The 22,041-nt window shown below is 67.9% G+C and carries 18 protein-coding genes; 13 read left to right on the forward strand and 5 right to left on the reverse strand.

The genetic code is table 11. The features are described 5' to 3' along the window. Positions 1–63: 63 nt before the first annotated feature. Entirely contained in the window at positions 64–813 is a 750-nt protein-coding gene (locus tag AC5Y4T_RS16015; protein ID WP_499954273.1) for a hypothetical protein, read from the reverse strand. Positions 814–969: 156 nt separating this feature from the next. On the opposite strand from AC5Y4T_RS16015, the gene AC5Y4T_RS16020 reads away from it, so the two are divergent. Beyond that, complete coding sequence (locus AC5Y4T_RS16020) at positions 970–2,268, forward strand: mannosyltransferase (RefSeq protein WP_499954275.1); 1,299 nt, start codon at positions 970–972, stop codon at positions 2,266–2,268. A 31-nt stretch (positions 2,269–2,299) separates the two neighbouring features. Here AC5Y4T_RS16020 and AC5Y4T_RS16025 read toward each other — a convergent pair whose 3' ends face one another. Together AC5Y4T_RS16025 and AC5Y4T_RS16030 are read right to left on the reverse strand one after the other, a co-directional pair. After that, positions 2,300–2,584, reverse strand: coding sequence for a 4a-hydroxytetrahydrobiopterin dehydratase (locus tag AC5Y4T_RS16025; protein WP_499954277.1), 285 nt, complete (start codon positions 2,582–2,584; stop codon positions 2,300–2,302). A gap of 107 nt (positions 2,585–2,691) precedes the next feature. After that, on the reverse strand, positions 2,692–3,465 hold the full coding sequence (locus AC5Y4T_RS16030) for a DivIVA domain-containing protein (RefSeq protein ID WP_499954279.1): 774 nt from the start codon (positions 3,463–3,465) through the stop codon (positions 2,692–2,694). A 214-nt stretch (positions 3,466–3,679) separates the two neighbouring features. Here AC5Y4T_RS16030 and AC5Y4T_RS16035 point away from each other — a divergent pair, with 214 nt between their 5' ends. The 7 genes from AC5Y4T_RS16035 to AC5Y4T_RS16065 all read left to right on the forward strand — a co-directional run bounded on the left by AC5Y4T_RS16035 (position 3,680) and on the right by AC5Y4T_RS16065 (position 15,241). Next, positions 3,680–4,072 carry a (deoxy)nucleoside triphosphate pyrophosphohydrolase gene (locus AC5Y4T_RS16035; RefSeq protein ID WP_499921580.1) on the forward strand — a complete coding sequence of 131 codons (393 nt, stop codon included), beginning with the start codon at positions 3,680–3,682 and terminating at the stop codon, positions 4,070–4,072. 444 nt (positions 4,073–4,516) lie between these two features. Further along, positions 4,517–8,224: a nitrate reductase subunit alpha gene (locus AC5Y4T_RS16040; RefSeq protein WP_499954281.1), complete on the forward strand. Its 3,708-nt coding sequence runs from the start codon at positions 4,517–4,519 to the stop codon at positions 8,222–8,224. A gap of 34 nt (positions 8,225–8,258) precedes the next feature. Beyond that, the gene (narH, locus tag AC5Y4T_RS16045) at positions 8,259–9,872 is read left to right on the forward strand and encodes a nitrate reductase subunit beta (protein ID WP_499954283.1); all 1,614 of its coding nucleotides are present in this window, start codon (positions 8,259–8,261) and stop codon (positions 9,870–9,872) included. Next, positions 9,869–10,534, forward strand: a complete 666-nt coding sequence (narJ, locus tag AC5Y4T_RS16050) for a nitrate reductase molybdenum cofactor assembly chaperone (protein ID WP_499954285.1) — start codon at positions 9,869–9,871, stop codon at positions 10,532–10,534. The genes narH and narJ overlap by 4 nt, the downstream gene beginning before the upstream one ends. After that, on the forward strand, positions 10,527–11,258 hold the full coding sequence (narI, locus tag AC5Y4T_RS16055; protein ID WP_499921575.1) for a respiratory nitrate reductase subunit gamma: 732 nt from the start codon (positions 10,527–10,529) through the stop codon (positions 11,256–11,258). Before narJ ends, narI begins: the two co-directional genes overlap by 8 nt. Before the next feature lie 152 nt (positions 11,259–11,410). Then, positions 11,411–13,300 (forward strand): translational GTPase TypA, encoded by a 1,890-nt coding sequence (gene typA, locus AC5Y4T_RS16060; RefSeq protein WP_499954287.1) that lies wholly within the window; start codon positions 11,411–11,413, stop codon positions 13,298–13,300. 78 nt (positions 13,301–13,378) lie between these two features. Next, entirely contained in the window at positions 13,379–15,241 is a 1,863-nt protein-coding gene (locus AC5Y4T_RS16065) for an ABC transporter family substrate-binding protein (protein ID WP_499954335.1), read from the forward strand. An 8-nt stretch (positions 15,242–15,249) separates the two neighbouring features. On the opposite strand, the gene AC5Y4T_RS16070 is transcribed toward AC5Y4T_RS16065, so the two are convergent. Continuing rightward, positions 15,250–15,861 (reverse strand): TetR/AcrR family transcriptional regulator, encoded by a 612-nt coding sequence (locus AC5Y4T_RS16070; protein WP_499921572.1) that lies wholly within the window; start codon positions 15,859–15,861, stop codon positions 15,250–15,252. A gap of 96 nt (positions 15,862–15,957) precedes the next feature. On the opposite strand from AC5Y4T_RS16070, the gene mshB reads away from it, so the two are divergent. From mshB to AC5Y4T_RS16090, 4 genes are all read left to right on the forward strand, one after another. Continuing rightward, the gene (gene mshB / locus AC5Y4T_RS16075) at positions 15,958–16,872 is read left to right on the forward strand and encodes an N-acetyl-1-D-myo-inositol-2-amino-2-deoxy-alpha-D-glucopyranoside deacetylase (protein ID WP_499954289.1); all 915 of its coding nucleotides are present in this window, start codon (positions 15,958–15,960) and stop codon (positions 16,870–16,872) included. Positions 16,873–16,964: 92 nt separating this feature from the next. Then, positions 16,965–17,426 carry a hypothetical protein gene (locus AC5Y4T_RS16080; protein WP_499921570.1) on the forward strand — a complete coding sequence of 154 codons (462 nt, stop codon included), beginning with the start codon at positions 16,965–16,967 and terminating at the stop codon, positions 17,424–17,426. Between the two features lie 93 nt (positions 17,427–17,519). Beyond that, positions 17,520–20,159 (forward strand): bifunctional FO biosynthesis protein CofGH, encoded by a 2,640-nt coding sequence (locus AC5Y4T_RS16085; protein ID WP_499954291.1) that lies wholly within the window; start codon positions 17,520–17,522, stop codon positions 20,157–20,159. Positions 20,160–20,198: 39 nt separating this feature from the next. Beyond that, a complete protein-coding gene (locus AC5Y4T_RS16090) occupies positions 20,199–20,963 on the forward strand; it encodes a maleylpyruvate isomerase N-terminal domain-containing protein (protein ID WP_499954293.1) in 765 nt (254 codons plus the stop codon). A gap of 20 nt (positions 20,964–20,983) precedes the next feature. Here AC5Y4T_RS16090 and AC5Y4T_RS16095 read toward each other — a convergent pair whose 3' ends face one another. Further along, entirely contained in the window at positions 20,984–21,307 is a 324-nt protein-coding gene (locus tag AC5Y4T_RS16095) for a hemophore-related protein (protein ID WP_499921566.1), read from the reverse strand. Positions 21,308–21,682: 375 nt separating this feature from the next. Between AC5Y4T_RS16095 and fdxA the strand changes: the two genes are divergently transcribed. Next, a complete protein-coding gene (gene fdxA, locus AC5Y4T_RS16100; RefSeq protein WP_007773662.1) occupies positions 21,683–22,009 on the forward strand; it encodes a ferredoxin in 327 nt (108 codons plus the stop codon). Positions 22,010–22,041 lie beyond the last annotated feature (32 nt).

Genomic DNA, 22,041 nt, shown 5'->3' on the forward strand with positions numbered 1-22,041 from the left:
GATTCCAAGTGGTTGCCACGGTGTCCTCGGTTCTCAGTAGTGGTTTAGCCGTTTACGAACTGATCAGGGCAGGGCGGCAAGCAGCGGCGCTGCCGGTCCTGCCGGGCTGGGCGCCGGCGCGGGTGCCCCGGGCGCGGCAGGAGCCTGACCCGAAGCGAGCGCCGGCAGGTCCTGCGGGAGCGTCACTTTCGGAGGCACACTGACCGGCAGGCCGGCCGGCATCGCCGGCATGTTGACCTGCGCCTGCGGTAGTTGCGGGGCGGGCGGAGTGGCCGGTGCCGCCGGTGACGACAGCCCCGGGATCGCGGGCAGGCCCGGGATCGACGGAGCGGCCGGGGCGGCGGGGCCCGCAGCCGCGGGCTGCGCACCCGTGAGGCCCTGGAGCATCCCCGGAATGCCGCCGGTCGCCGTCGATGGCGCGGCGGGGGCCGCCGACTGCGCCAGTCCCGGAACGAGGGGGCTGGCCGCCGGTGACGACGCCGGGGTGGTGGGGCTCGCCGGCGCGGTCAGTCCGGGAATCGACGGAAGACCCGCCGCCGGAGCCGCCGCGGTTGCCGGCGAGGTGGCTGCCGGAACACCCGGGAAGCTGATGCCCGGGGTGGCCGGAGCCGCCGGCGGCGTGGCGCCGAGTGCGGTCGCGAGGTTCTGCAGGATTTGCGGTGCATTGGCCGCCGAACTGATCAGCTGCTGCGGAATGTTCGGCACGGCCGGGGCGGGCACGGGGTCGGCGTGGGCGATACCGCCCGTCAATAGCGCTGCGGACGAGCCGACCACGACGGCGGCTGCACGCATGTAAGTCCAGATGGTTGGCATGACTCTCCCTGATTGATCGATTACAGGTCCCGTCGCTGAAGCTACTTTGATGCAGATGGGACTCAAGTGACACGTGTGGCATTTATAGACTCGTTACGGATACGAGTGAGATCGGTGACCGAACGCGTCGAATAAGCGGCCAACGGCCCTTTATCGGTGCGCGTGCGACCCGATGGCGCTGCGACGCGTTGCCCGCTCGCTAAAGTCGGGCGGATAGACACCACCTCGGCCGCTCCGGCGGCATGCAAGCCCCAGCGGTTGACGGGCGCCCTTCAGGTGGCCGCGCCGATGCTGCTCATCGCGAGCATCGCCGCGCGGTTGGCCTGGACGTATCTGGCTCCCAACGGCGCGAACTTCGTCGACCTGCACGTGTACCTCGGCGGATCCGCCGCGATCGACCACCCGGGCACCTTGTACAGCTACGTCTACGCCGACCAGACGCCGGACTTCCCGCTGCCGTTCACCTACCCGCCGTTCGCGGCGGTCGTGTTCTACCCACTGCACCTGCTGCCGTTCGGCCTCGTTGCCTTCCTGTGGCAGGTCGCGACCATGGCCGCGCTGTACGGGGCGATCCGGCTCAGTCAGCGGTTGATGGGCGCCGCGGCCGGCGCCGCCGGCCGGCGCGTCGCGATGGTGTGGACGGCGGTCGCCATCTGGATCGAGCCGCTGCGCAGCACATTCGATTACGGCCAGGTGAACGTGTTGCTGATGGCCGCGGTGCTGTGGGCCGTGTGCACCCCGCGATGGTGGCTGTCGGGGCTGCTGGTCGGTGTGGCGGCGGGAATCAAGTTGACCCCCGCGATCACCGGCGTCTATCTGGTCGGCGCGCGACGGTGGGCCGCCGCGGTGTTTTCCGCGGTCGTTTTCGTTGCCACGATTGGGATCTCGGCTTTGGTCGTCGGCGACCAGGCCCGGTACTACTTCACCGAGCTGCTGGGCGATGCCCACCGGGTGGGACCCATCGCCACCTCGTTCAATCAGTCCTGGCGCGGCGGAATCTCGCGAATCCTGGGCCACGACGTCGGATTCGGTCCACCGCTGCTGGTCGCCGTCGCCGTCACAGCCGTGCTGGCCGTGCTGGCCTGGCGCGCCCTGGACCCCTCGGACCGGTTGGGCAGGCTGCTTGTCGTGGAGTTGTTCGGGTTGCTGCTCTCACCGATCTCCTGGACCCATCACTGGGTGTGGCTGGTACCGCTGATGATCTGGGCGATCCACGGCCCGGCGCGCGAGCGAAGGGGAGCGCGCATCGTCGGCTGGGGCTGGCTGGCGCTCACCCTGATCGGTGTGCCGTGGCTGCTGAGCTTCGCCCAGCCGACCATCTGGCAGATAAGCCGGCCGTGGTATCTGGCCTGGGCCGGGCTGGTGTACATCGTGGCGGCGGTGGCGACGTTGATCTGGATCGCGGCAACCGGCAGCCGAGGGCCCGGGAGCGCGCCGAGCGTCACGCCAGCGTGACCACCGGCGCCGAGCGTCAGGGTTCGACGCGCTAGTCGTCGACGATGCCGTTGATGTCGCGGGCCATGTCGATGTCGTTTTCGGTGATGCCGCCCTCGGAGTGCGTGACGAGAACGAAAGTCACTGTCCGCCAACGAATATCGATGTCGGGGTGATGGTCCTTGCTCTCCGCGTGCTCGCCCACCCGGCGCACGGCGTCGATGCCGGCGAGAAAACTCGGAAATTTGATCGAGCGGCGCAGGGCGCCGTCGGCGCGCTCCCATCCGGTGAGATCCGGCAGTGCGGCGTCGACTTGCTCATCCGTTAACACAGCCATGCCTCGACGGTATACCGTCAACCGGCCATGCCGGGGAGACGATTTCGCTGCCGATCAAGGGTTAGGCACAGACCCCCGGATTGCGACGTCGCCAGCCGAGTGGTCGGCTACGAGGCGACAGCGGGACCCGGCGTCTGATTTTTCTGGTCCAGCTGCACCACGACGCTTTCCTCCGGCGGGTTGTTTCGTTCCTGGTACGCCGACTCGAGGATGTCCGGAACCCGCTGAAGGTCGCGGGCGACGCCCATCAGCTCTTCCAGGATCATGATCCGTTGCTGATTCGACTCCGCCAGCGCCGCCCTGGCCTGCTCATCGGAATGACGAGCCCGCTGTTTTGCCTCGGCGAGGAGTTGTTCGCGCTCGTGCTGGGCTTGCTGCCAAGCCTCATCGATGGCCGTTTGGGCGTCAGCCCGCATCCGGGCGAGTTCGGCGTCGAACTCTCTCCTGGTTGCCGCGCACTCCGTCTCGACCGCCTTTCGCTGCGCGGCGATGTCCGCCAGCAACTCCCGGTGCTCTCGCTGGGCGGCCTCGGTCTCGGCCTCCGCCTGGGCGATCAGCGCGTCTACCTCGGCGCGCGACTCGCTCTGCATCTGGGAGATCTCATCGAGCGCACGCCGCAGCAACTTCGCCATCCGATGTTGCATCGCGTAGGGCGACGGCGAGGTGTCCGAGAGCAGGGCGACCTCATCCGTGAGGCAGGCGACTTCAATCCGCAGCGCGGCCGCTTCATCGCTGGATTCGTTCCGCTGGGCCCGGCAGTTCTGAAGTTCGTCGACGAGGAACTTCTGCTTGGCGAGCAACACTTGGATGTAGGCATCGACCGCGGCCGGGTCATAGCCCCTGAAGGTGCGGCGGAACGTCGTTGCGGATTCGGTGCTCATTGCCAACCCCCATTCCGGGAAGTGCCCATTAGAGATGGTGAACGACTGGGACCGAGTATCCCACGGTCGCCCTCAAACTGTAAGAGAGCCACTGTGCTGCAAGGGATTTCGATCCACATCACGCCGGTTTGATGGCATTGAGGCTGATGTCGGCCGTCGCGAGGCACGGGCGTCGTGCCCGGCTGAGGGCCCCGACGGTATACCGTCACTGGCCATGCCGACCCAGATCGTCGTCGCCGCCGCCCTGATCTGCGACGCCAAGGTCTTGGTGGCACAACGCGACCGACCGCCGGAGCTGGCCGGTCGCTGGGAACTGCCCGGAGGCAAGGTGGCGCCGGGGGAAACGGAGCGCGACGCGCTGGCCCGCGAGCTGGCCGAAGAGCTGGGCCTGGCGGCCGTCGACGTCGCCGTGGGCGACAGGCTGGGCGACGACATCGCGGTGGACGGCCGGTTCACGCTGCGGGCCTACCGCGTGCGCCTGATCCGGGGCGAACCCGACGCCCGCGACCACCGGGCGTTGCGCTGGATCACGGCGGCTGAGCTGCACGATCTCGACTGGGTGCCGGCCGATCGCCGCTGGTTGGCAGACCTGGCCCGGGCCCTTTGACGGCTACCTCATAACAAGTCCACAGACTTCCGGCAGCTTATGTACAGCCGCGTTGCAGGTCCTCGCGGTGAACTGAATAGAACAATATGACTTGTAATAACGACGCCACACGAAGCTGCCCTGAATGTGCGTGCCGATAGCGAGCCGAATGCTGGTTAAGACCATGCCGACGCGGCCACCGGGCCGGGCCGGTTCGCTCGCCGGTGCGCAAAAACCGATGCTCACGATGCCTTTTTCGTCGCGCGGCGGACCTGATCTCGCCCCCGATCCAGACCTATGCTGGTGCTGTATTGCCCTCCAGCCCGCGGGCCTGCGAAGCCGCGTTGAGGCGATCCGGGCTGGTGCGGGCGCGTGGTTCACAAGGCCGGTTGCCGAGCACAACGCGTACGGAGCCGAACAAACGGCCTGGCGGCGAGGCGCGACACCGACTAGGAGGAGTACTTCTTGACTGTCACACCTCACATCGGCGGAGCGCTCGAGGAGCTCTTGGAGCGCAGTGGGCGCTTTTTCACGCCGGGCGAGATCTCGGCCGACCTGCGCACGGTCACGCGCGAGGGCGGCCGCGAAGCCGACGTGTTCTACCGCGATCGGTGGAGCCATGACAAGGTGGTGCGCTCGACGCACGGGGTGAACTGCACCGGGTCGTGCTCGTGGAAGATCTACGTCAAAGACGGGATCATCACCTGGGAGACCCAGCAGACCGACTACCCGTCGGTGGGTCCGGACCGGCCGGAGTACGAGCCCCGCGGCTGTCCGCGAGGTGCGTCGTTTTCGTGGTACAGCTACTCGCCGACCCGCGTGCGCTACCCGTACGCCCGGGGCGTGCTGGTCGAAATGTATCGGGAGGCCAAGGCGCGGCTGGGCGACCCGGTGCTGGCATGGGCCGACATCCAGGCCGATCCGGAACGTCGTCGCCGCTATCAGCAGGCGCGTGGGAAGGGCGGGCTGGTTCGGGTCACCTGGGCCGAGGCCACCGAACTGATCGCCGCCGCCCACGTGCACACGATCAAGACGTACGGACCGGATCGCGTCGCCGGATTCTCGCCGATCCCGGCGATGTCGATGGTGTCCTACACCGCCGGTTCGCGGTTCTTCGAGCTGATCGGCGCCCCCATGACGTCGTTCTATGACTGGTATGCCGACCTCCCGGTGGCCTCGCCGCAGGTGTTCGGCGACCAGACCGATGTGCCCGAATCCGGGGATTGGTGGGACGCGGCGTATTTGATGATGTGGGGCTCCAACGTCCCGATCACCCGCACGCCCGACGCGCACTGGATGGCTGAGGCGCGCTACCGCGGCACCAAGGTGGTGACCGTCAGCCCGGACTACGCCGACAACACCAAGTTCGCCGATGAGTGGATGCCCTGTGCAGCCGGGACCGACGGGGCGCTGGCCATGGCGATGGGCCACGTCATTCTCTCGGAATGCTATGTGCGCAAGCAGGTTCCGTTCTTCATCGACTACTCCCGCCGCTACACCGACCTACCGTTTTTGATCAAGTTGGAAGAACGCGGCGACATGCTGGTGCCGGGGAAGAACCTGACGGCAGCGGATTTGGGCGAGGCCTTCAAGAGCTCGGAGAACGCGGCGCTCAAACCCGCGGTGCTGGACGAAACGACCGATTCGGTTGTGGTGCCGCACGGTTCGCTGGGTTTCCGGTACGGCGAATCCGGGGTCGGGAAGTGGAACCTGGATCTCGGCGACCTGGTACCGACGCTCAGTGTGCGAGACGCACACGGCGCCAACGGGGACCTCAGCACCGCGCTGGTGCACCTGCCCAGCTTCGACACCGTCGACGGCGAGGGCACAACCGTGGCGCGCGGTGTCCCGGTACGCCGTATCGGTAAACACCTGGTGTGCACCGTCTTCGACCTGATGCTCGCCCAATACGGTGTCGCGCGGCCCGGGCTGCCCGGCGAATGGCCCACCGGCTACGACGACGCCACCCAGCAGAACACGCCGGCGTGGCAGGAAGCGATCACCGGCGTGTCGGCCGCCCAGGCCATCCGCGTGGCAAGGGAATTCGCGCACAGCGCCGAGGAATCCGGCGGCCGCTCGATGATCATCATGGGCGGCGGCATCTGCCACTGGTTCCACAGCGACGCGATCTACCGTGCGGTGCTGGCGCTGCTGATGCTGACCGGATCGATGGGCCGCAACGGCGGCGGCTGGGCGCATTACGTAGGCCAGGAAAAGGTCCGGCCGCTCACCGGCTTCCAGACGATGGCAATGGCCACCGACTGGGTGCGCCCGCCGCGACAGGTGCCCGGCGCCTCGTATTGGTACGCACACACCGACCAATGGCGCTACGACGGATACGGGGCGGACAAGCTGGCCAGCCCGGTGGGGCGAGGTAGGTTCGCGGGCAAGCACACCATGGACCTGCTGGCGTCCGCGGTGGCCATGGGATGGAGCCCGTATTACCCCCAGTTCGACCGGTCCAGCCTGGACGTCGCCGACGAGGCGCGCGCCGCCGATCGCGACGTCACCGACTACGTCGCCGAACAACTGGGCCAGCGCAAGCTGAAGCTTGCCGTGACGGACCCCGACAACCCGGTGAATTGGCCACGGGTGCTTACCGTTTGGCGCGCCAACCTGATCGGCTCGTCGGGCAAAGGCGGCGAATACTTCCTGCGCCACCTGTTAGGCACCGATTCCAACGCTTCGGCGCTGCCGCCGGAGGACGGCGTGCGGCCCACCGGTGTGACGTGTGAGGGCGACATCCCCGAGGGCAAGCTCGACTTGATGATGTCGATCGACTTCCGGATGACCTCGACAACGCTGGTGTCCGACATCGTGCTGCCGGCGGCGACCTGGTACGAGAAGGCCGACATTTCCAGCACCGACATGCACCCCTATGTGCACGCCTTCAGCGCCGCTACCGATCCGCCGTGGGAAACCCGTTCGGACTTCGATGCTTTCGGTGCGATCGCCCGCGCCTTCAGCGCCATGGCCAAGGATCACCTGGGCACCCGCACCGATGTGGTGCTCAGCGCGCTGCAGCACGACACCCCGGATGCGATGGCCTATCCCGATGGCACCGAACAGGATTGGCTGCACTCCGGCGCGACGCCGGTGCCCGGCCGCACCATGGGCAAGCTCACCGTGGTGGAACGCGACTACACCGCCGTCTACGACAAGTGGCGGACCCTGGGCCCGCTCGTCGACAAATTCGGCTTGACCACCAAGGGCGTCACTGTGCACCCCTTCCGGGAGGTCGAGGAGCTCGCCGCCAAGTTCGGGGTGCTGAAATCGGGTGTGGCCGCGGGACGTCCGGCCATCACCAGCGCCTCGCGGATGGCCGACGTGCTGCTGTTGCTGTCCGGAACGACCAACGGCAGGCTGGCGGTCGAGGGTTTCCACGAACTGGAGAAGCGCACCGGTCAACGGCTGGTGCATCTGGCCGAGGGCAGCGAAGACAAGCGCATCAGCTACGCCGATACGCAGGCGCGGCCGGTTCCGGTGGTCACCAGCCCGGAATGGTCGGGCAGCGAGACGGGCGGCCGTCGCTACGCGCCGTTCACCATCAACATCGAGAACCTCAAGCCGTTCCACACCCTCACCGGACGGATGCATTTCTATCTCGCGCACGACTGGGTCGAAGAGCTCGGCGAGCACCTGCCCGTGTTCCGGCCGCCGCTGGACATGGCGCGCCTGTTCGGCCAGCCCACGCTCGGCCCATGCGAGGACGGCATCGGGCTCACCGTGCGTTATCTGACCCCGCACTCGAAGTGGTCGTTCCACTCCACCTACCAGGACAACCTGTACATGCTCTCGTTGTCGCGAGGTGGCCCGACGATGTGGATGAGCCCAGGCGACGCCGCCAAAATTCAAGTGCGCGACAATGATTGGGTCGAGGCGGTGAATGTGAACGGCATCTATGTGTGCCGGGCGATCGTCTCGCACCGGATGCCCGACGGCGTGGTCTTCGTCTACCACGTCCAGGAGCGCACCGTGGACACGCCGCGCTCCGAAACCAACAACAAGCGCGGCGGTAACCACAACGCGCTGACGCGGGTGCGGATCAAGCCCAGCCACTTGGCCGGTGGCTACGGCCAGCACGCGTTCGCGTTCAACTACCTGGGGCCGACCGGTAACCAGCGCGACGAGGTTACCGTCGTGCGCCGTCGCAGCCAGGAGGTGCGGTACTGATGCGCACCGACGCGACGCGGCAGGGGGGAGCGCGATGAAGGTCATGGCGCAGTTGGCGATGGTGATGAACCTCGACAAGTGCATCGGTTGTCACACCTGTTCGGTGACCTGCAAGCAGGCGTGGACCAACCGGCCCGGCACCGAATACGTCTGGTTCAACAACGTCGAAACCCGCCCCGGACAAGGGTATCCGCGCACCTACGAGGACCAGGAGCGATGGGGCGGCGGCTGGATCCGCGACAAGAAGGGCCGGCTGCGGCTGCGCGACGGTGGCCGCCTGCACAAGCTGCTGCGGATCTTCGCCAATCCGAAGTTGCCCCTGATCGGCGACTACTACGAGCCCTGGACCTACGACTACGAGAACCTGACCACGGCGCCCGCGGGCGACACCTTTCCCACCGCCGCACCCAAGAGTCTGATAACCGGTGAGCCGACGAAGATTTCGTGGGGACCGAACTGGGACGACAACCTGGCCGGGTCGCCGGAGATCCTGGCCGAAGACCCGATCCTGAAGAAGGTCAGTGAAGAGGTCAAGCTCTCGCTCGAAGAAACCTTCATGTTCTACCTGCCCCGCATCTGCGAGCACTGCCTCAACCCATCCTGCGTGGCGTCTTGCCCGTCGGGTGCGATGTACAAGCGCAGCGAGGACGGCATCGTCCTGGTCGACCAGGACCGCTGCCGCGGCTGGCGGATGTGTGTATCCGGATGTCCTTACAAGAAGGTCTATTTCAACCACAAGACGGGCAAGGCCGAAAAGTGCACGCTGTGCTATCCCCGCATGGAGGTCGGCTTGCCGACCATCTGCTCGGAGACGTGTGTGGGCCGGCTGCGCTACCTGGGCGTGGTGCTCTACGACGTCGACAAGGTGCTGCAAGCCGCCTCGGTGGAAAAGGAGACCGATCTCTACCCGGCGCAGTGCGAAATCCTGCTGGACCCAAACGATCCGGAGGTCATCGCCGGCGCGCGGGCGGAGGGCATTCCGGACGAGTGGATCGAGGCCGCGCAGCGTTCGCCGGTGTACGCGCTGATCCACACCTACCAGGTGGCGCTGCCGCTGCACCCGGAATACCGCACCATGCCGATGGTTTGGTACATCCCGCCGCTCTCGCCGGTGGTCGACGCGGTCAGCCGCGACGGGCACGACGGGGAAGATATCGGCAACCTGTTCGGCGCGCTGGACGCGCTGCGCATCCCGATGCAGTACCTGGCCGAACTGTTCACCGCCGGCGATACCGCTGTGGTCGAGGGCGTGCTGCGGCGGCTGGCGGCGATGCGTTCCTACATGCGTGACATCAACCTCGGCCGCGAGACCCAGCCGCACATCCCCCATTCGGTCGGGCTGACCGAAGAGGAGATCTACGAAATGTACCGGCTGCTCGCCATCGCGAAATACGAAGAGCGCTACGTCATTCCGACCGCGTTTGCGCCGCAGGCGCGCGACCTCGAGGAGATGGGCTGCTCGTTGACGGGTGAGGGTGGCCCCGGCATGTACGAGTCGGATCCGGTGGTGTCGGTGGAGACCTTCCACACCCTCAAGCAGCGCGGCGACGATCCGGCCAACAGCCGGCGATCGACGCGGGTGAACCTGCTCAACTGGGACGGCGGCCAGGTGCCGGCCGGAATGTTTCCCGAAGAGCAGCACCGATGAAATTGCTTTCGGCGCTCCGTGAGCGCTCCAGCAGCCGGGCGATACAGGATCGTCTGGTGTGGCAGGCGGCGTCGCTGCTGCTGGCCTACCCGGACGACGGATTGAGCGAGCGACTGGACGTCGTCGACGAGTTGCTCAGCCATATCGGGGGTTCCGCGTCGCTGCTCGGGCAGACGGTGGCGTCGCTGCGGACCCGCGAGCCGATGGCCGCCGCGATGGACTACGTCGCCACCTTCGACATGCGCCGGCGCGCCACGATGTACCTGACCTACTGGACCGCGGGGGACACCCGCAACCGGGGACGGGAGATGCTGGCGTTCGCCACTGCCTACCGCGAGGCCGGTGTGGCGCCGCCGGGCGGCGAGGCGCCCGATCATCTGACCGTGGTGCTCGAATTCGCCGCCACCGTGGATCCCGAGGCCGGTCGGCGACTGCTGAACCAGCACCGGGTGCCCATCGAAGTGCTGCGCGGCGCGCTGGCCGACGCCAAGTCGGTCTACGAGCCGACCGTGGCGGCGGTCTGCGAGACCCTGCCCGCCGCAACAGATCAGGAAGCGCGTCGCGCCGATCGGCTGGCGAAAGCCGGACCTCCGGCGGAAGCCGTTGGGCTGCAACCGTTTACCCTGACCGTGCCACCCCGGAAAGGAACGCCGAGTGTTTAGCAACGTCCTGTTCTGGGACATCGCGCCCTACGTCACGCTGTCGGTGCTGATCGTGGGCACCTGGTGGCGCTACCGCTATGACAAGTTCGGCTGGACGTCGCGGTCCTCCCAGATCTATGAGTCGCGACTGCTGAGCATCGCCAGCCCCATCTTCCATTTCGGCATCCTGGCGGTGTTCGCCGGACACGTGATGGGGCTCTTCGTCCCGCCGAAGGTCACCCAGATGATGAAGATGAGCGACCACTTCTACCACCTGCAGGCGGTCATCGCCGGGTCGATCGCCGGCATCGCGACGCTGATCGGCATCGGGTTGCTGATCTACCGCAGGTTCACCCGCCCGGCGGTCACCATGGCGACCAGCCGCAGCGACAAGGTGATGTACGTGGTGCTGCTGCTGGCCATCGTGGTGGGCTTGTACTGCGACCTGATCGGCACCGGCCCGCACGGCGGCGAATTCCACTACCGCTACACCGTCGGTATGTGGTTCCGCCGGATCTGGATATTCCAGCCGCACGGTGAGGTGATGATCAACGCGCCGCTGGACTACCAGCTGCACGCTCTGATCGGCATGGTGCTGTTCACGCTGTGGCCGTTCACCCGGCTGGTGCACGTCTTCAGCGCCCCGGTCGTCTACCTGTTCCGGCCCTACATCGTCTATCGCAGCCGCGAGGCCGCGGCCAAGGGCGAACTCGTCGGTACCGCACCGCGCCGGCGGGGCTGGTAAGCGTTCGGCCTGCGCTTTGGTTGTGCGGCCAGGGCGACGACACGCCGACCCGGCCCGCCGCCACCGCACACCAAACGCCGTAGCCGCCCGCTAAGGGCGCCCGGCCACCAGCCGGTTCGCTATCCCGGGCGCCCGCTGCCACAATCACCGACGTGCTATTTCGCAACGTCGCCATCGTCGCCCACGTCGACCACGGAAAGACCACCCTGGTTGACGCGATGCTGCGGCAGTCGGGCGCGCTGCACCACCGCGGCGACGACGCTGTCGAACGCCTCATGGACTCCGGGGATCTGGAGAAAGAAAAGGGCATCACGATCCTGGCCAAGAACACGGCCGTGCATCGCAAGCACGCGGACGGAACGACGACCGTCATCAACGTCATCGACACCCCGGGCCACGCCGACTTCGGCGGCGAGGTGGAGCGCGGACTCTCCATGGTCGACGGGGTGCTGCTGCTGGTCGACGCCTCCGAGGGCCCGCTGCCGCAGACCCGTTTCGTGCTGCGCAAGGCCCTGTCCGCCCACCTCCCGGTGATCCTGGTGGTCAACAAGACGGACCGGCCGGACGCCCGGATTTCCGAGGTCGTCTCGGAGAGCCACGACCTGCTGCTCGACGTCGCATCGGACCTCGACGAGGACGCCCAGAAGGCCGCCGAGGCCGCCCTCGACCTGCCGACGCTGTACGCGTCGGGACGGGCGGGCATCGCCAGCACGACGGAACCGGCCAACGGTGAGAACCCCGAGGGCGACAACCTCGATCCGCTGTTCGACGTGCTGCTCGAGCACATCCCGCCGCCGCAGGGCGATCCCGAGGCGCCGTTGCAGGCGCTGGTCACCAACCTCGACGCCTCGGCCTTCCTCGGCCGGCTCGCGCTGATCCGCATCTACAAGGGCCGGATCCGCAAGGGCCAGCAGGTGGCCTGGATGCGCGAGGTGGACGGGCATCCCGTCATCACGAACGCGAAGATCACCGAACTGCTGGTGACCGAGGGCGTGGAACGTACCCCCACCGACGAGGCGATCGCCGGCGACATCGTCGCGGTCGCGGGCATTCCGGAGATCATGATCGGCGACACGCTGGCCGACCCGGACCACGCGCACGCGCTGCCGCGCATCACCGTCGACGAGCCCGCCATCTCCGTGACCATCGGCACCAACACCTCGCCGCTGGCGGGCAAGGTGAAGGGGCACAAGTTGACCGCTCGCATGGTGAAGTCGCGGCTCGACGCCGAACTCGTCGGCAATGTCTCCATCAAGGTCGTCGATATCGACCGGCCCGACGCCTGGGAGGTACAGGGCCGCGGCGAGCTCGCGCTGGCGGTGCTCGTCGAGCAGATGCGCCGCGAGGGTTTCGAGCTCACGGTCGGCAAGCCGCAGGTCGTCACCCAGACGATCGACGGCAAGCTGCACGAGCCCTTCGAGGCGATGACCATCGACTGCCCCGAGGAGTTCGTCGGCGCCATCACCCAGCTGATGGCCGCCCGCAAGGGCCGCATGGAAGAGATGACCAACCACGCGGCGGGCTGGGTCCGGATGGACTTCGTCGTGCCCAGCCGCGGCCTGATCGGTTTCCGCACCGACTTCCTCACCCTGACCCGCGGCACCGGCATCGCCAACGCCGTGTTCGACGGCTACCGGCCGTGGGCGGGGGAGATCCGGGCCCGCCACACCGGGTCGCTGGTGTCCGACCGCGCGGGCACCATCACACCGTTCGCCATGATCCAGCTCGCCGACCGCGGCCAGTTCTTCGTCGAACCCGGCCAGGACACCTACGAGGGGATGGTCGTCGGGATCAACCCGCGCGCAGAGGATCTCGACATCAACGTCACCCGCGAGAAGAAGCTGACGAACATGCGGTCGTCGACCGCCGATGTCATCGAAACGTTGGCCAGGCCGCTCGAGCTCGATCTCGAGCAGGCCATGGAGTTCTGCGCGCAAGACGAATGCGTCGAGGTGACCCCGGAGATCGTGCGGGTGCGCAAGGTCGAGCTGGACGCCACGGCGCGGGCTCGCACCCGATCGCGCGCCAAGGCACGGGGTTAACACCGCGTGGCCGGACGGCCCGCTGCGCGGCTGCTCGATACCCTGAGCAGCGTGCCGAGACGAGTCCGCCGTTGGTTGATGGTGCTCGCCGGCCTGATCTTGCTGGTCGGACTCGTCCTCTCGGCCTGCACCGTCAACCCGCCGCCGGCGCCGCAGAGCACCGATACGCCGCACAACTCGGTGCCGCCGCCGCCCCGGGTCAGCGAGATCATCATGGGCATCGACTCGATCGGGGCGGGCTTCAATCCGCATCTGCTGTCCGACCTGTCCCCGGTGAACGCGGCGATCAGCGCTCTGGTGCTGCCGAGCGCGTTTCGGCCGGTCCCCGACACCAACATGCCGACCGGCTCGCGCTGGGAGATGGACCCGACCCTATTGGTGTCCGCCGAGGTGACCAGTCAGAACCCGTTCACGGTCACCTACAAGATCCGGCCCGAGGCGCAGTGGACGGACAACGCGCCGATCGCGGCCGACGACTTCTGGTACCTGTGGCACCAGATGGTCAGCCAGCCGGGCGTGGTCGACCCGGCCGGCTATGACCTCATCACCGGCGTGCAGTCCCTCGAGGGCGGCAAGCAGGCGGTGGTCACCTTCGCCGAACCATATCCGGCGTGGAAGGAGTTGTTCAGCAACATCCTTCCGGCGCACATCGTCAAGGACGTGCCCGGGGGTTTCGCGGCCGGGCTGGCCCGGGCGCTTCCGGTCACCGGCGGGCAGTTCCGCGTGGAGAGCATCGACCCGCAGCGCGACGAGATCCTGGTGGCGCGCAACGACCGCTACTGGGGGCCACCGGCCAAACCCGCGCTCATCCTGTTCCGGCGCGCCGGAGCGCCGGCCGCGCTGGCCGATTCCGTGCGCAACGGCGACACCCAGGTGGCGCAGGTGCACGGCGGGTCGGCGGCCTTCGCGCAGCTGTCCGCCATTCCCGATGTCCGGACCGCCCGCATCGTGACGCCGCGCGTCATGCAGCTCACGCTGCGGGCCAACGAGCCCAAATTGGCTGACACGCAAGTCCGTAAGGCGATCTTGGGGCTGCTGGACGTGGACCTGCTCGCCGCGGTCGGCGCGGGCAGCGACAACACCGTCACCCTGGACCAGGCCCAGATCCGTGCGCCGAGCGACCCGGGATACGAGCCCACCGCCCCACCGGCGATGTCGACGCCTGCTGCGTTGGCGCTGCTCGAGGGGGCCGGCTACAAGGTGGAACCCAACTCCTCGGCGTCACCCGCGCCCGCCCCGCCCAACACCGGGCCGCCCGAGGTCATCCGCGGCCGGATCAGCAAGGACGGCCAAGAGCTCTCACTGGTCATCGGGGTCGCGGCGAATGACCCGACCTCGGTCGCGGTGGCCAACACCGCCGCCGACCGGTTGCGCAACGTCGGCATCGCCGCGACCGTGCTGGCCCTGGACCCGGTCACCCTGTATCACGACGCGCTGAACGACAACCGCGTGGACGCGATCGTCGGCTGGCATCAGGCCGGCGGAAACCTGGCGACCCGGCTCGCGTCCCGGTACGGCTGTCGCGCACTGGAATCGACCCAGGTGCCCGTTTCCAACGGGCCGGCGCCCTCGCCGTCGCCCACCGCCGGTCCCACGCCATCCACCGGGCCGACCGCCACGTCGACCACGCCGACGACGACGCCGCCCCCCAGCCGTCCGGCCGATCCCGGCGCCCTGGTGCAGGCGCCGTCGAACCTGACCGGGATCTGCGATCGCAGCATCCAGTCCAACATCGACGCCGCCCTCAACGGCACCAAGAACATCAACGACGTGATCACCGCGGTCGAGCCGCGCTTGTGGAACATGTCGACCGTGCTGCCGATCCTGCAGGACACCACGATCGTCGGGGCCGGTCCCAGCGTGCAGAACGTCAGCTTGTCCGGTGCGGTTCCGGTCGGCATCGTCGGCGATGCCGGCCAATGGGTCAAGACCGGGCCGTAACTCGCGGGTCAGCCTGCGGGGCCCGCGGCCCGCGGCGGGATCACGGTGTCGACGATCAGCGCCAGCTCACGCCGGTTCGGTGGTGCTCCGTTCAGCAGGAAGTGCTGGTTGATCAGGGCCGACCCGATGCGTGCGGTGAGTGGAGTGACGACCTTCGGATCGAGGTCGCCGTCTTCGATGGCGGCCTGCAGGATCGATTCCACGATTTTCATCCGCGGCCGCACCACCGCATCGGCGAAGATGGCCCGCATCTCGGGTTCATGCAACAGCTGATGGATGACGTCCAGCCCCGGGAAGCCGGTCTTCCCGGCCAGCAGGTCACGCTGGGCGGAAAACATCGCCAGCAGGTTCTCCCTGGCCGACCGGCCGGAACGCAGTTCGGGCAGCGGCGGCAGCGCGAAAACCAAAGCGGCATGCACCAGCTCGCATTTGGTGTCCCAGCGCCGGTAGAGCGCGGCCTTGCCGGTGTGGGCGCGCGCCGCGATTCCCTCCATGGTCAGGCCCCCGTAACCGACTTCGGTCAGCTCGGCGAGGGTGGCCTCGTACAGGGCGCGTTCCAGGACCTCACCTCGCCGGCGGCTTCGGTTGGTGGTCTGGTCTTCGTCCGTGAGCTGGGGCACGCCTTGATAGTAGCCGTGCGCGTTCCTATCCGCCGCTTACCGACGGGTAGCCGCCGGGCCGCCGCGATCGTGGCCGCTGACGGTAGGGTGCCGTCCATGCCTGAGACGCCGCGGCTGCTGTTCGTCCACGCGCATCCCGACGACGAAAGCCTCGGCACCGGCGCCACCATCGCCCACTACGCCGCCCGCGGGGCCGACGTCCGCGTCGTCACCTGCACGCTGGGCGAGGAGGGCGAGGTGATCGGCGATCGTTGGGCCGGACTCGCCGTCGATCGCGCGGACCAGCTCGGCGGCTACCGGATCGGCGAATTGACCGCCGCGCTGCGGGCGCTGGGCATCGACGAACCCCGCTATCTCGGCGGCGCCGGCCGATGGCGCGATTCGGGCATGCGGGGCACGCCGGCGCGGCACCGGCAACGATTCATCGATGCCGACGAGCGCGAGGCCGTCGGCGCGCTGGTGGCCGTCATTCGCGAGCAGCGCCCGCACGTCGTCGTGACGTACGACCGTGGCGGCGGCTACGGCCATCCCGATCACGTGCACGCGCACCGGATCACGGTGGCCGCCGTGGCGGCGGCCGGCCCGGGACCCGGCGCCGCCGACTTCCCCGGCGAGGCCTGGGCCGCACCGAAGTTGTACTGGTCGGTCTTCGCGAGCCGCGCATTCGAGGCGGCCATCTCGGCGCTGACGCCCGCGGATCTGCGGCCGGAGTGGTCGATCCCGCCCAAAGAGGAGTTCACCTTCGGCTACGCCGACGACGACATCGACGCCGTCATCGAGACCGGACCGGAGGCGCTGGCGGCCAAGCGGGCGGCGCTGGCCGCGCACGCCACCCAGGTGGTGGTCGGGCCGACCGGTCGGGCCTGCGCGCTATCGAACAACGTGGCGATACCGATATCGGGGGACGAGCATTACGTGCTCGCCGCCGGTGCCGCGGGAGAGCGCGACGAGCGCGGTTGGGAAACGGACCTGCTCGCGGGGCTTGGTCTCCCGGCTGCCTCGACGCGGTAAGCTGCCAAACAGGCAGCCACGGAAGGAATTCGCATGGACCCCGACCTGGACCCTAACCAGCAGCACTGGCAGGACCGGCTGGACAACTTTCAGTGGGTTATCGGCTCCATCTTGTCCAACATCGACAGCGTCCCGACCTGACCGAAACCAAGCCACGCGTCGCGTCCGTCGACGACAGCGGTGCCACCGACCCCGCGATCCGTTTCGTCGTGTTGGCCCTCTTGGCGGTCGACGGGGTGCTCTCCGCACTCGCCGGAGCTCTGCTGCTGCCGCTCTACCTCGGTACGGTTCCCTTCCCCGTCAGCGGACTGGTCTCCGGACTGGTCAACGCGGCGCTGGTGTGGGCCGCCGGTCGCTGGACCGGCTCACCCCGCGCGGCGGCCCTGCCGTTGTGGACGTGGCTCCTGACGGTGGCGGTGATCAGCATGGGCGGCCCGGCCGATGACGTCATCCTGGGCGGTCGCGGCTTGATGGCGTACGGGGCCTTATTGCTGCTGGTCTTGGGCGTCGTACCACCCGTATGGGTGCTATGGCGGCGCGGCCAGGGCGCCTGACGTTCGGCCGGGATGTCGCCCGCGTGCCCACGCGGGCGTGCCGCTACTGTTGACTGTTGCCCAGACGGGACCCGCCAGCGGGTGCCACGATTTATGTTGGGACGCACGGATGAAATTCGATCGTGGGGAAGTTACACGAAGGTGCTGTTGACTCCGGGCGACGAGCCTACCGCTCTGCCCAACCCGGTGGTCCCGGGTAAGGCCTCCGCTGAGGTCAGCGCTTCGGCGCTGCGACGGGTACTGCGACGGGCTCGGGATGGCGTTGCGCTGAACATCGATGAGGCGGCGGTCGCGATGACCGCGCGCGGGGCGGACCTTGCGGATCTGTGTGCCAGCGCGGCGCGGGTGCGCGACGCGGGCCTAGAGTCGGCCGGCCGGCGCGGCCCGGGCGGCGGGCTGCCGATCACCTACTCGCGCAAGGTTTTTATCCCCGTCACTCATCTGTGCCGGGACAGTTGTCATTACTGCACCTTCGTCACCGTCCCGGGCAAGCTGCGCGCCCAGGGGGCCGGCATGTATCTCGAGCCGGACGAAATTCTCGACATCGCCAAGCGCGGTGCCGAACTCGGTTGCAAGGAAGCGTTATTCACCCTCGGCGATCGGCCCGAGGATCGCTGGCCGGAAGCGCGCGAGTGGCTCGAGGAGCGTGGCTACGACTCCACGCTGTCCTATGTGCGGGCGATGGCGATCCGGGTGCTCGAAGAGACCGGGCTGTTGCCGCACCTGAACCCAGGCGTGATGAGTTGGTCGGAGATGGCGCGGCTCAAGCCGGTGGCGCCGTCGATGGGCATGATGCTCGAGACGACATCGCGGCGGTTGTTCGAGACGAAAGGTCTTGCGCACTACGGCAGCCCGGACAAGGACCCGGCCGTGCGCCTGCGCGCGCTGACCGACGCGGGTCGGTTGTCGATTCCGTTCACCACCGGCCTGCTGGTCGGCATCGGCGAGACCCTCGCCGAGCGAGCCGACACCTTGCATGCGATCCGCAAGTCGCACAAGGAGTTCGGCCACGTGCAGGAAGTCATCGTGCAGAACTTCCGGGCCAAGGAACACACCGCGATGGCCGCCGTCCCCGATGCCGGCATCGAGGATTACCTGGCGACGGTGGCGGTCGCGCGGTTGGTGCTCGGGCCGGGAATGCGCATCCAGGCGCCGCCGAACCTGGTGTCGCGCGACGAGTGTCTGGCGCTGATCGGTGCCGGAGTCGATGACTGGGGCGGGGTTTCACCGTTGACGCCCGACCACGTCAACCCCGAGCGGCCGTGGCCGGCCCTGGAAGACCTGGCCGCCGTCACCGCCGCGGCCGGCTACGAGCTGGTGCAGCGGCTGACCGCGCAACCCAGATATGTTCAGGCCGGCTCGGCCTGGATCGACCCGCGCGTGCAGGGACACGTGAGCGCGCTGGCCGATCCCGTGACCGGACTGGCCCGCGACGTCAACCCGGTAGGCATGCCCTGGCAGGAGCCCGACGACGTCGGCTCCTCGGGCCGGGTCGACCTCAACGCGGCGATCGACAGCGAGGGCCGCAACACCGAAACCCGCAGCGACATCGACAGCGCCTTCGGCGACTGGGAATCGATCCGTGCCCACGTTCACGAACTGGCCGCCCAAGGCGCGAAAGCGCCCGAACGCCTGGACACCGACGTGCTCGCGGCGCTGCGCTCGGCCGAGCGCGACCCGGCCGGCTGCTCCGACGCCGAATACCTGTCGCTGGCGACCGCCGACGGTCCGGCCCTGGAAGCGGTTGCCGCCCTTGCCGATACGCTGCGCCGCGAGACCGTCGGCGATGACGTGACCTTCGTGGTGAACCGCAACATCAACTTCACCAACATCTGCTACACCGGGTGCCGGTTCTGCGCGTTCGCCCAGCGCAAGGGCGACGCCGACGCCTACTCGCTGTCCACCGACGAGGTCGCCGATCGCGCGTGGGAGGCCCACGTCCAAGGCGCCACCGAGGTGTGCATGCAGGGCGGCATCGACCCCGAGCTCCCGGTGACGGGCTACGCCGACCTGGTCCGCGCCGTCAAAGCGCGGGTTCCCTCGATGCACGTGCACGCGTTCTCCCCGATGGAGATCGCCAACGGTGTCACCAAGAGCGGGATGAGCATTCGTGAGTGGCTGATCAGCCTGCGCGAAGCCGGCTTGGACACCATCCCCGGCACCGCCGCCGAGATCTTGGACGACGAAGTGCGCTGGGTGCTCACCAAGGGCAAGTTGCCGACGTCGCTGTGGATCGAAATCGTCAGCACCGCACACGAAGTCGGGCTGCGGTCGTCGTCGACCATGATGTACGGCCACGTCGACAGCCCGCGGCACTGGGTGGGCCACCTCAACGTGTTGCGCGACATCCAGGACCGCACCGGCGGTTTCACCGAGTTCGTACCGCTGCCGTTCGTGCATCAGAGCTCACCGCTGTATCTGGCCGGCGCGTCGCGCCCCGGGCCCACCCATCGTGACAACCGAGCGGTGCATGCGCTGGCGCGAATCATGTTGCACGGCCGCATTTCTCAAATCCAGACCAGCTGGGTCAAGCTCGGCGTCGAGCGCACGCAGGTGATGCTCAACGGCGGTGCCAACGACCTGGGCGGCACGTTGATGGAGGAGACCATCTCGCGGATGGCCGGTTCCGAACACGGCTCGTCCAAGACGGTGGCGGAGCTGACCGCGATCGCCGCGGGCATCGGCCGCCCGGCGCGGCAGCGCACCACGGACTACACGCCCATGGCCGCGTAGTTCGCTTTCTTGTCACAGGCGGCGGGTATACCCGAGGCCGTGAAGCGACGAATCGACGACGACCGATTTCCCGAGTGGGCACCGTTCGTGGATGCGGTACGCGGGCGCGGGCCCGACGCCGGCACGTGGTGCGAGGCCTGGACCGTGCGCGACATCGTGGTACATCAGGCCGGAAACGCCGAAGAACTCGCGCGGGTGCTCGGCGCGCACCTGGACGGTCAGCCCGTGGCCACCCGCAGCTTCGAGGAGCGCGAGGGCCCGTTGCGCGCCTTGAACGACGCGGATCTGTGGGACGCGCTGACCGACAGGATGGCCACGCTCAACGAGGTCGCGGTGGCGGCCGAAGGCGTGCCCGCCGACACCGACGTCGCCTGGACGGGGCGCACCATGAAAGTGCCCTGGTTCGCCGAGCACATGCGCGAAGAACTCGTCCTGCACAGCTGGGATATCACCGGCGACGAGCCGGCCGCCCAGGCCCGGCTGGCCGAGCCGTGGATGACCACCCACAGCGTCGTGGCCGTCGGCAGGCCATTGTTGGTGAAAGGGGCCAAGCTGCTGGGTCCGGGTGAGCGCATCGAGGCTCGCCTGCGAGCCGACGGCACCGACGATGTGGTCCTGGCCGCCGAGCCGGATCAGGTCAGCATCGGCCTTGCCGAGCCGGAAGGCCTGGCCACCCTGGAAACCGACGCCGCCGCGCGCGTGCTGCTGCTGTGGGGCCGCAGGCCGGCCGATCCGTCACGCATCCGCAGCCGCGCCGGCGCCGAAGAACTAGGACGGGTGCGCGGACTGCTCAGCGGTTACTGAGCAGTCCGCGCTCGGTCGGCCTAGTAGTTGTTACAGACGGTGGCGACTTGCTGGATCGTGCCCATGAACGCCGCGGCCTGCGGCATTGCCTGGATCTCCTGCTCCATCTGCACGCGCTTCGCCGGCGGCGCGGCGAGGAACTTGCGCAGGTAGCTCTGGGCGACCGGCGATTGGTTGAACTGCTGGGCGGTGGCCGGGTCCGTCGCGTTCAGCGCGGCCATGACCTGCCCGTAGTTGCAGGTGGTATCGGTGACCGGGTCGGCCGATGCGACCCCGGCCGCGGCGGTCAACGCCACCGCTGCGCTGCCAACCGCAACGCCTAATTTGCTCAACGACAGCCTCATGTGTGGAACCCTTCCCCAATTAATGCGCCGCGCTACGGCGGTGACATCTGCCAAGCGGTTGCCGGCTCTCGCCCGAGATTACCAGGCCCCGCGAGGGTGCTTGTGACGCAACGGATATCGCAGGCCGCCGCTGGGCCGTTACTCTGTGCAGCTCAGCGCTTGTTCACGGCGTTCGCGCTCAGCGAAACGGGGTCGCCTCGCAGGGTCCGAGACTGACGGTCTTAAATCGGTGAACCGACAGGCGCGCCGAATGGTTGACCTGTATCTGCAACGTCTAGTATCAGTAACCGAAAGCTTCACCGGAGGCGGTCGTACACGCCGGTGCGAGCTGAACAGCAGCCCACATTTCAGCCGGAGTACCTGGAGGAGACGTCTGTGACCTACACGATCGCCGAACCCTGTGTCGACATCAAGGACAAAGCCTGTATCGAGGAGTGCCCGGTCGACTGCATCTATGAAGGCGCTCGGATGCTCTACATCCACCCCGACGAGTGCGTCGACTGCGGGGCGTGCGAGCCGGTCTGCCCCGTCGAAGCGATCTACTACGAAGACGATGTGCCGGACCAGTGGAGCCAGTACACGCAGATCAACGCCGACTTCTTCGCCGAGCTGGGGTCGCCCGGCGGCGCGGCCAAGGTGGGCATGACCGAGAACGACCCGCAAGTGGTCAAGGATCTGCCACCCCAGGGCGAAGGCGACTGAGCGGCCCGGTGCCCCACCAGCTCAAAAAGGGC

Source organism: Mycobacterium sp. NGS11 (assembly GCF_059813315.1).

Bases quoted from the DNA above. Each gene is read 5' to 3' on its own strand.
- narJ (WP_499954285.1), top strand. From the start codon at position 9,869: ATGAAATTGCTTTCGGCGCTCCGTGAGCGCTCCAGCAGCCGGGCGATA.
- AC5Y4T_RS16065 (WP_499954335.1), top strand. From the start codon at position 13,379: ATGGTGCTCGCCGGCCTGATCTTGCTGGTCGGACTCGTCCTCTCGGCC.
- mshB (WP_499954289.1), top strand. From the start codon at position 15,958: ATGCCTGAGACGCCGCGGCTGCTGTTCGTCCACGCGCATCCCGACGAC.
- AC5Y4T_RS16035 (WP_499921580.1), top strand. From the start codon at position 3,680: ATGCCGACCCAGATCGTCGTCGCCGCCGCCCTGATCTGCGACGCCAAG.
- narH (WP_499954283.1), top strand. From the start codon at position 8,259: ATGAAGGTCATGGCGCAGTTGGCGATGGTGATGAACCTCGACAAGTGC.
- AC5Y4T_RS16085 (WP_499954291.1), top strand. From the start codon at position 17,520: ATGTTGGGACGCACGGATGAAATTCGATCGTGGGGAAGTTACACGAAG.
- AC5Y4T_RS16095 (WP_499921566.1), bottom strand. From the start codon at position 21,307: ATGAGGCTGTCGTTGAGCAAATTAGGCGTTGCGGTTGGCAGCGCAGCG.
- AC5Y4T_RS16015 (WP_499954273.1), bottom strand. From the start codon at position 813: ATGCCAACCATCTGGACTTACATGCGTGCAGCCGCCGTCGTGGTCGGC.
- AC5Y4T_RS16025 (WP_499954277.1), bottom strand. From the start codon at position 2,584: ATGGCTGTGTTAACGGATGAGCAAGTCGACGCCGCACTGCCGGATCTC.
- AC5Y4T_RS16030 (WP_499954279.1), bottom strand. From the start codon at position 3,465: ATGAGCACCGAATCCGCAACGACGTTCCGCCGCACCTTCAGGGGCTAT.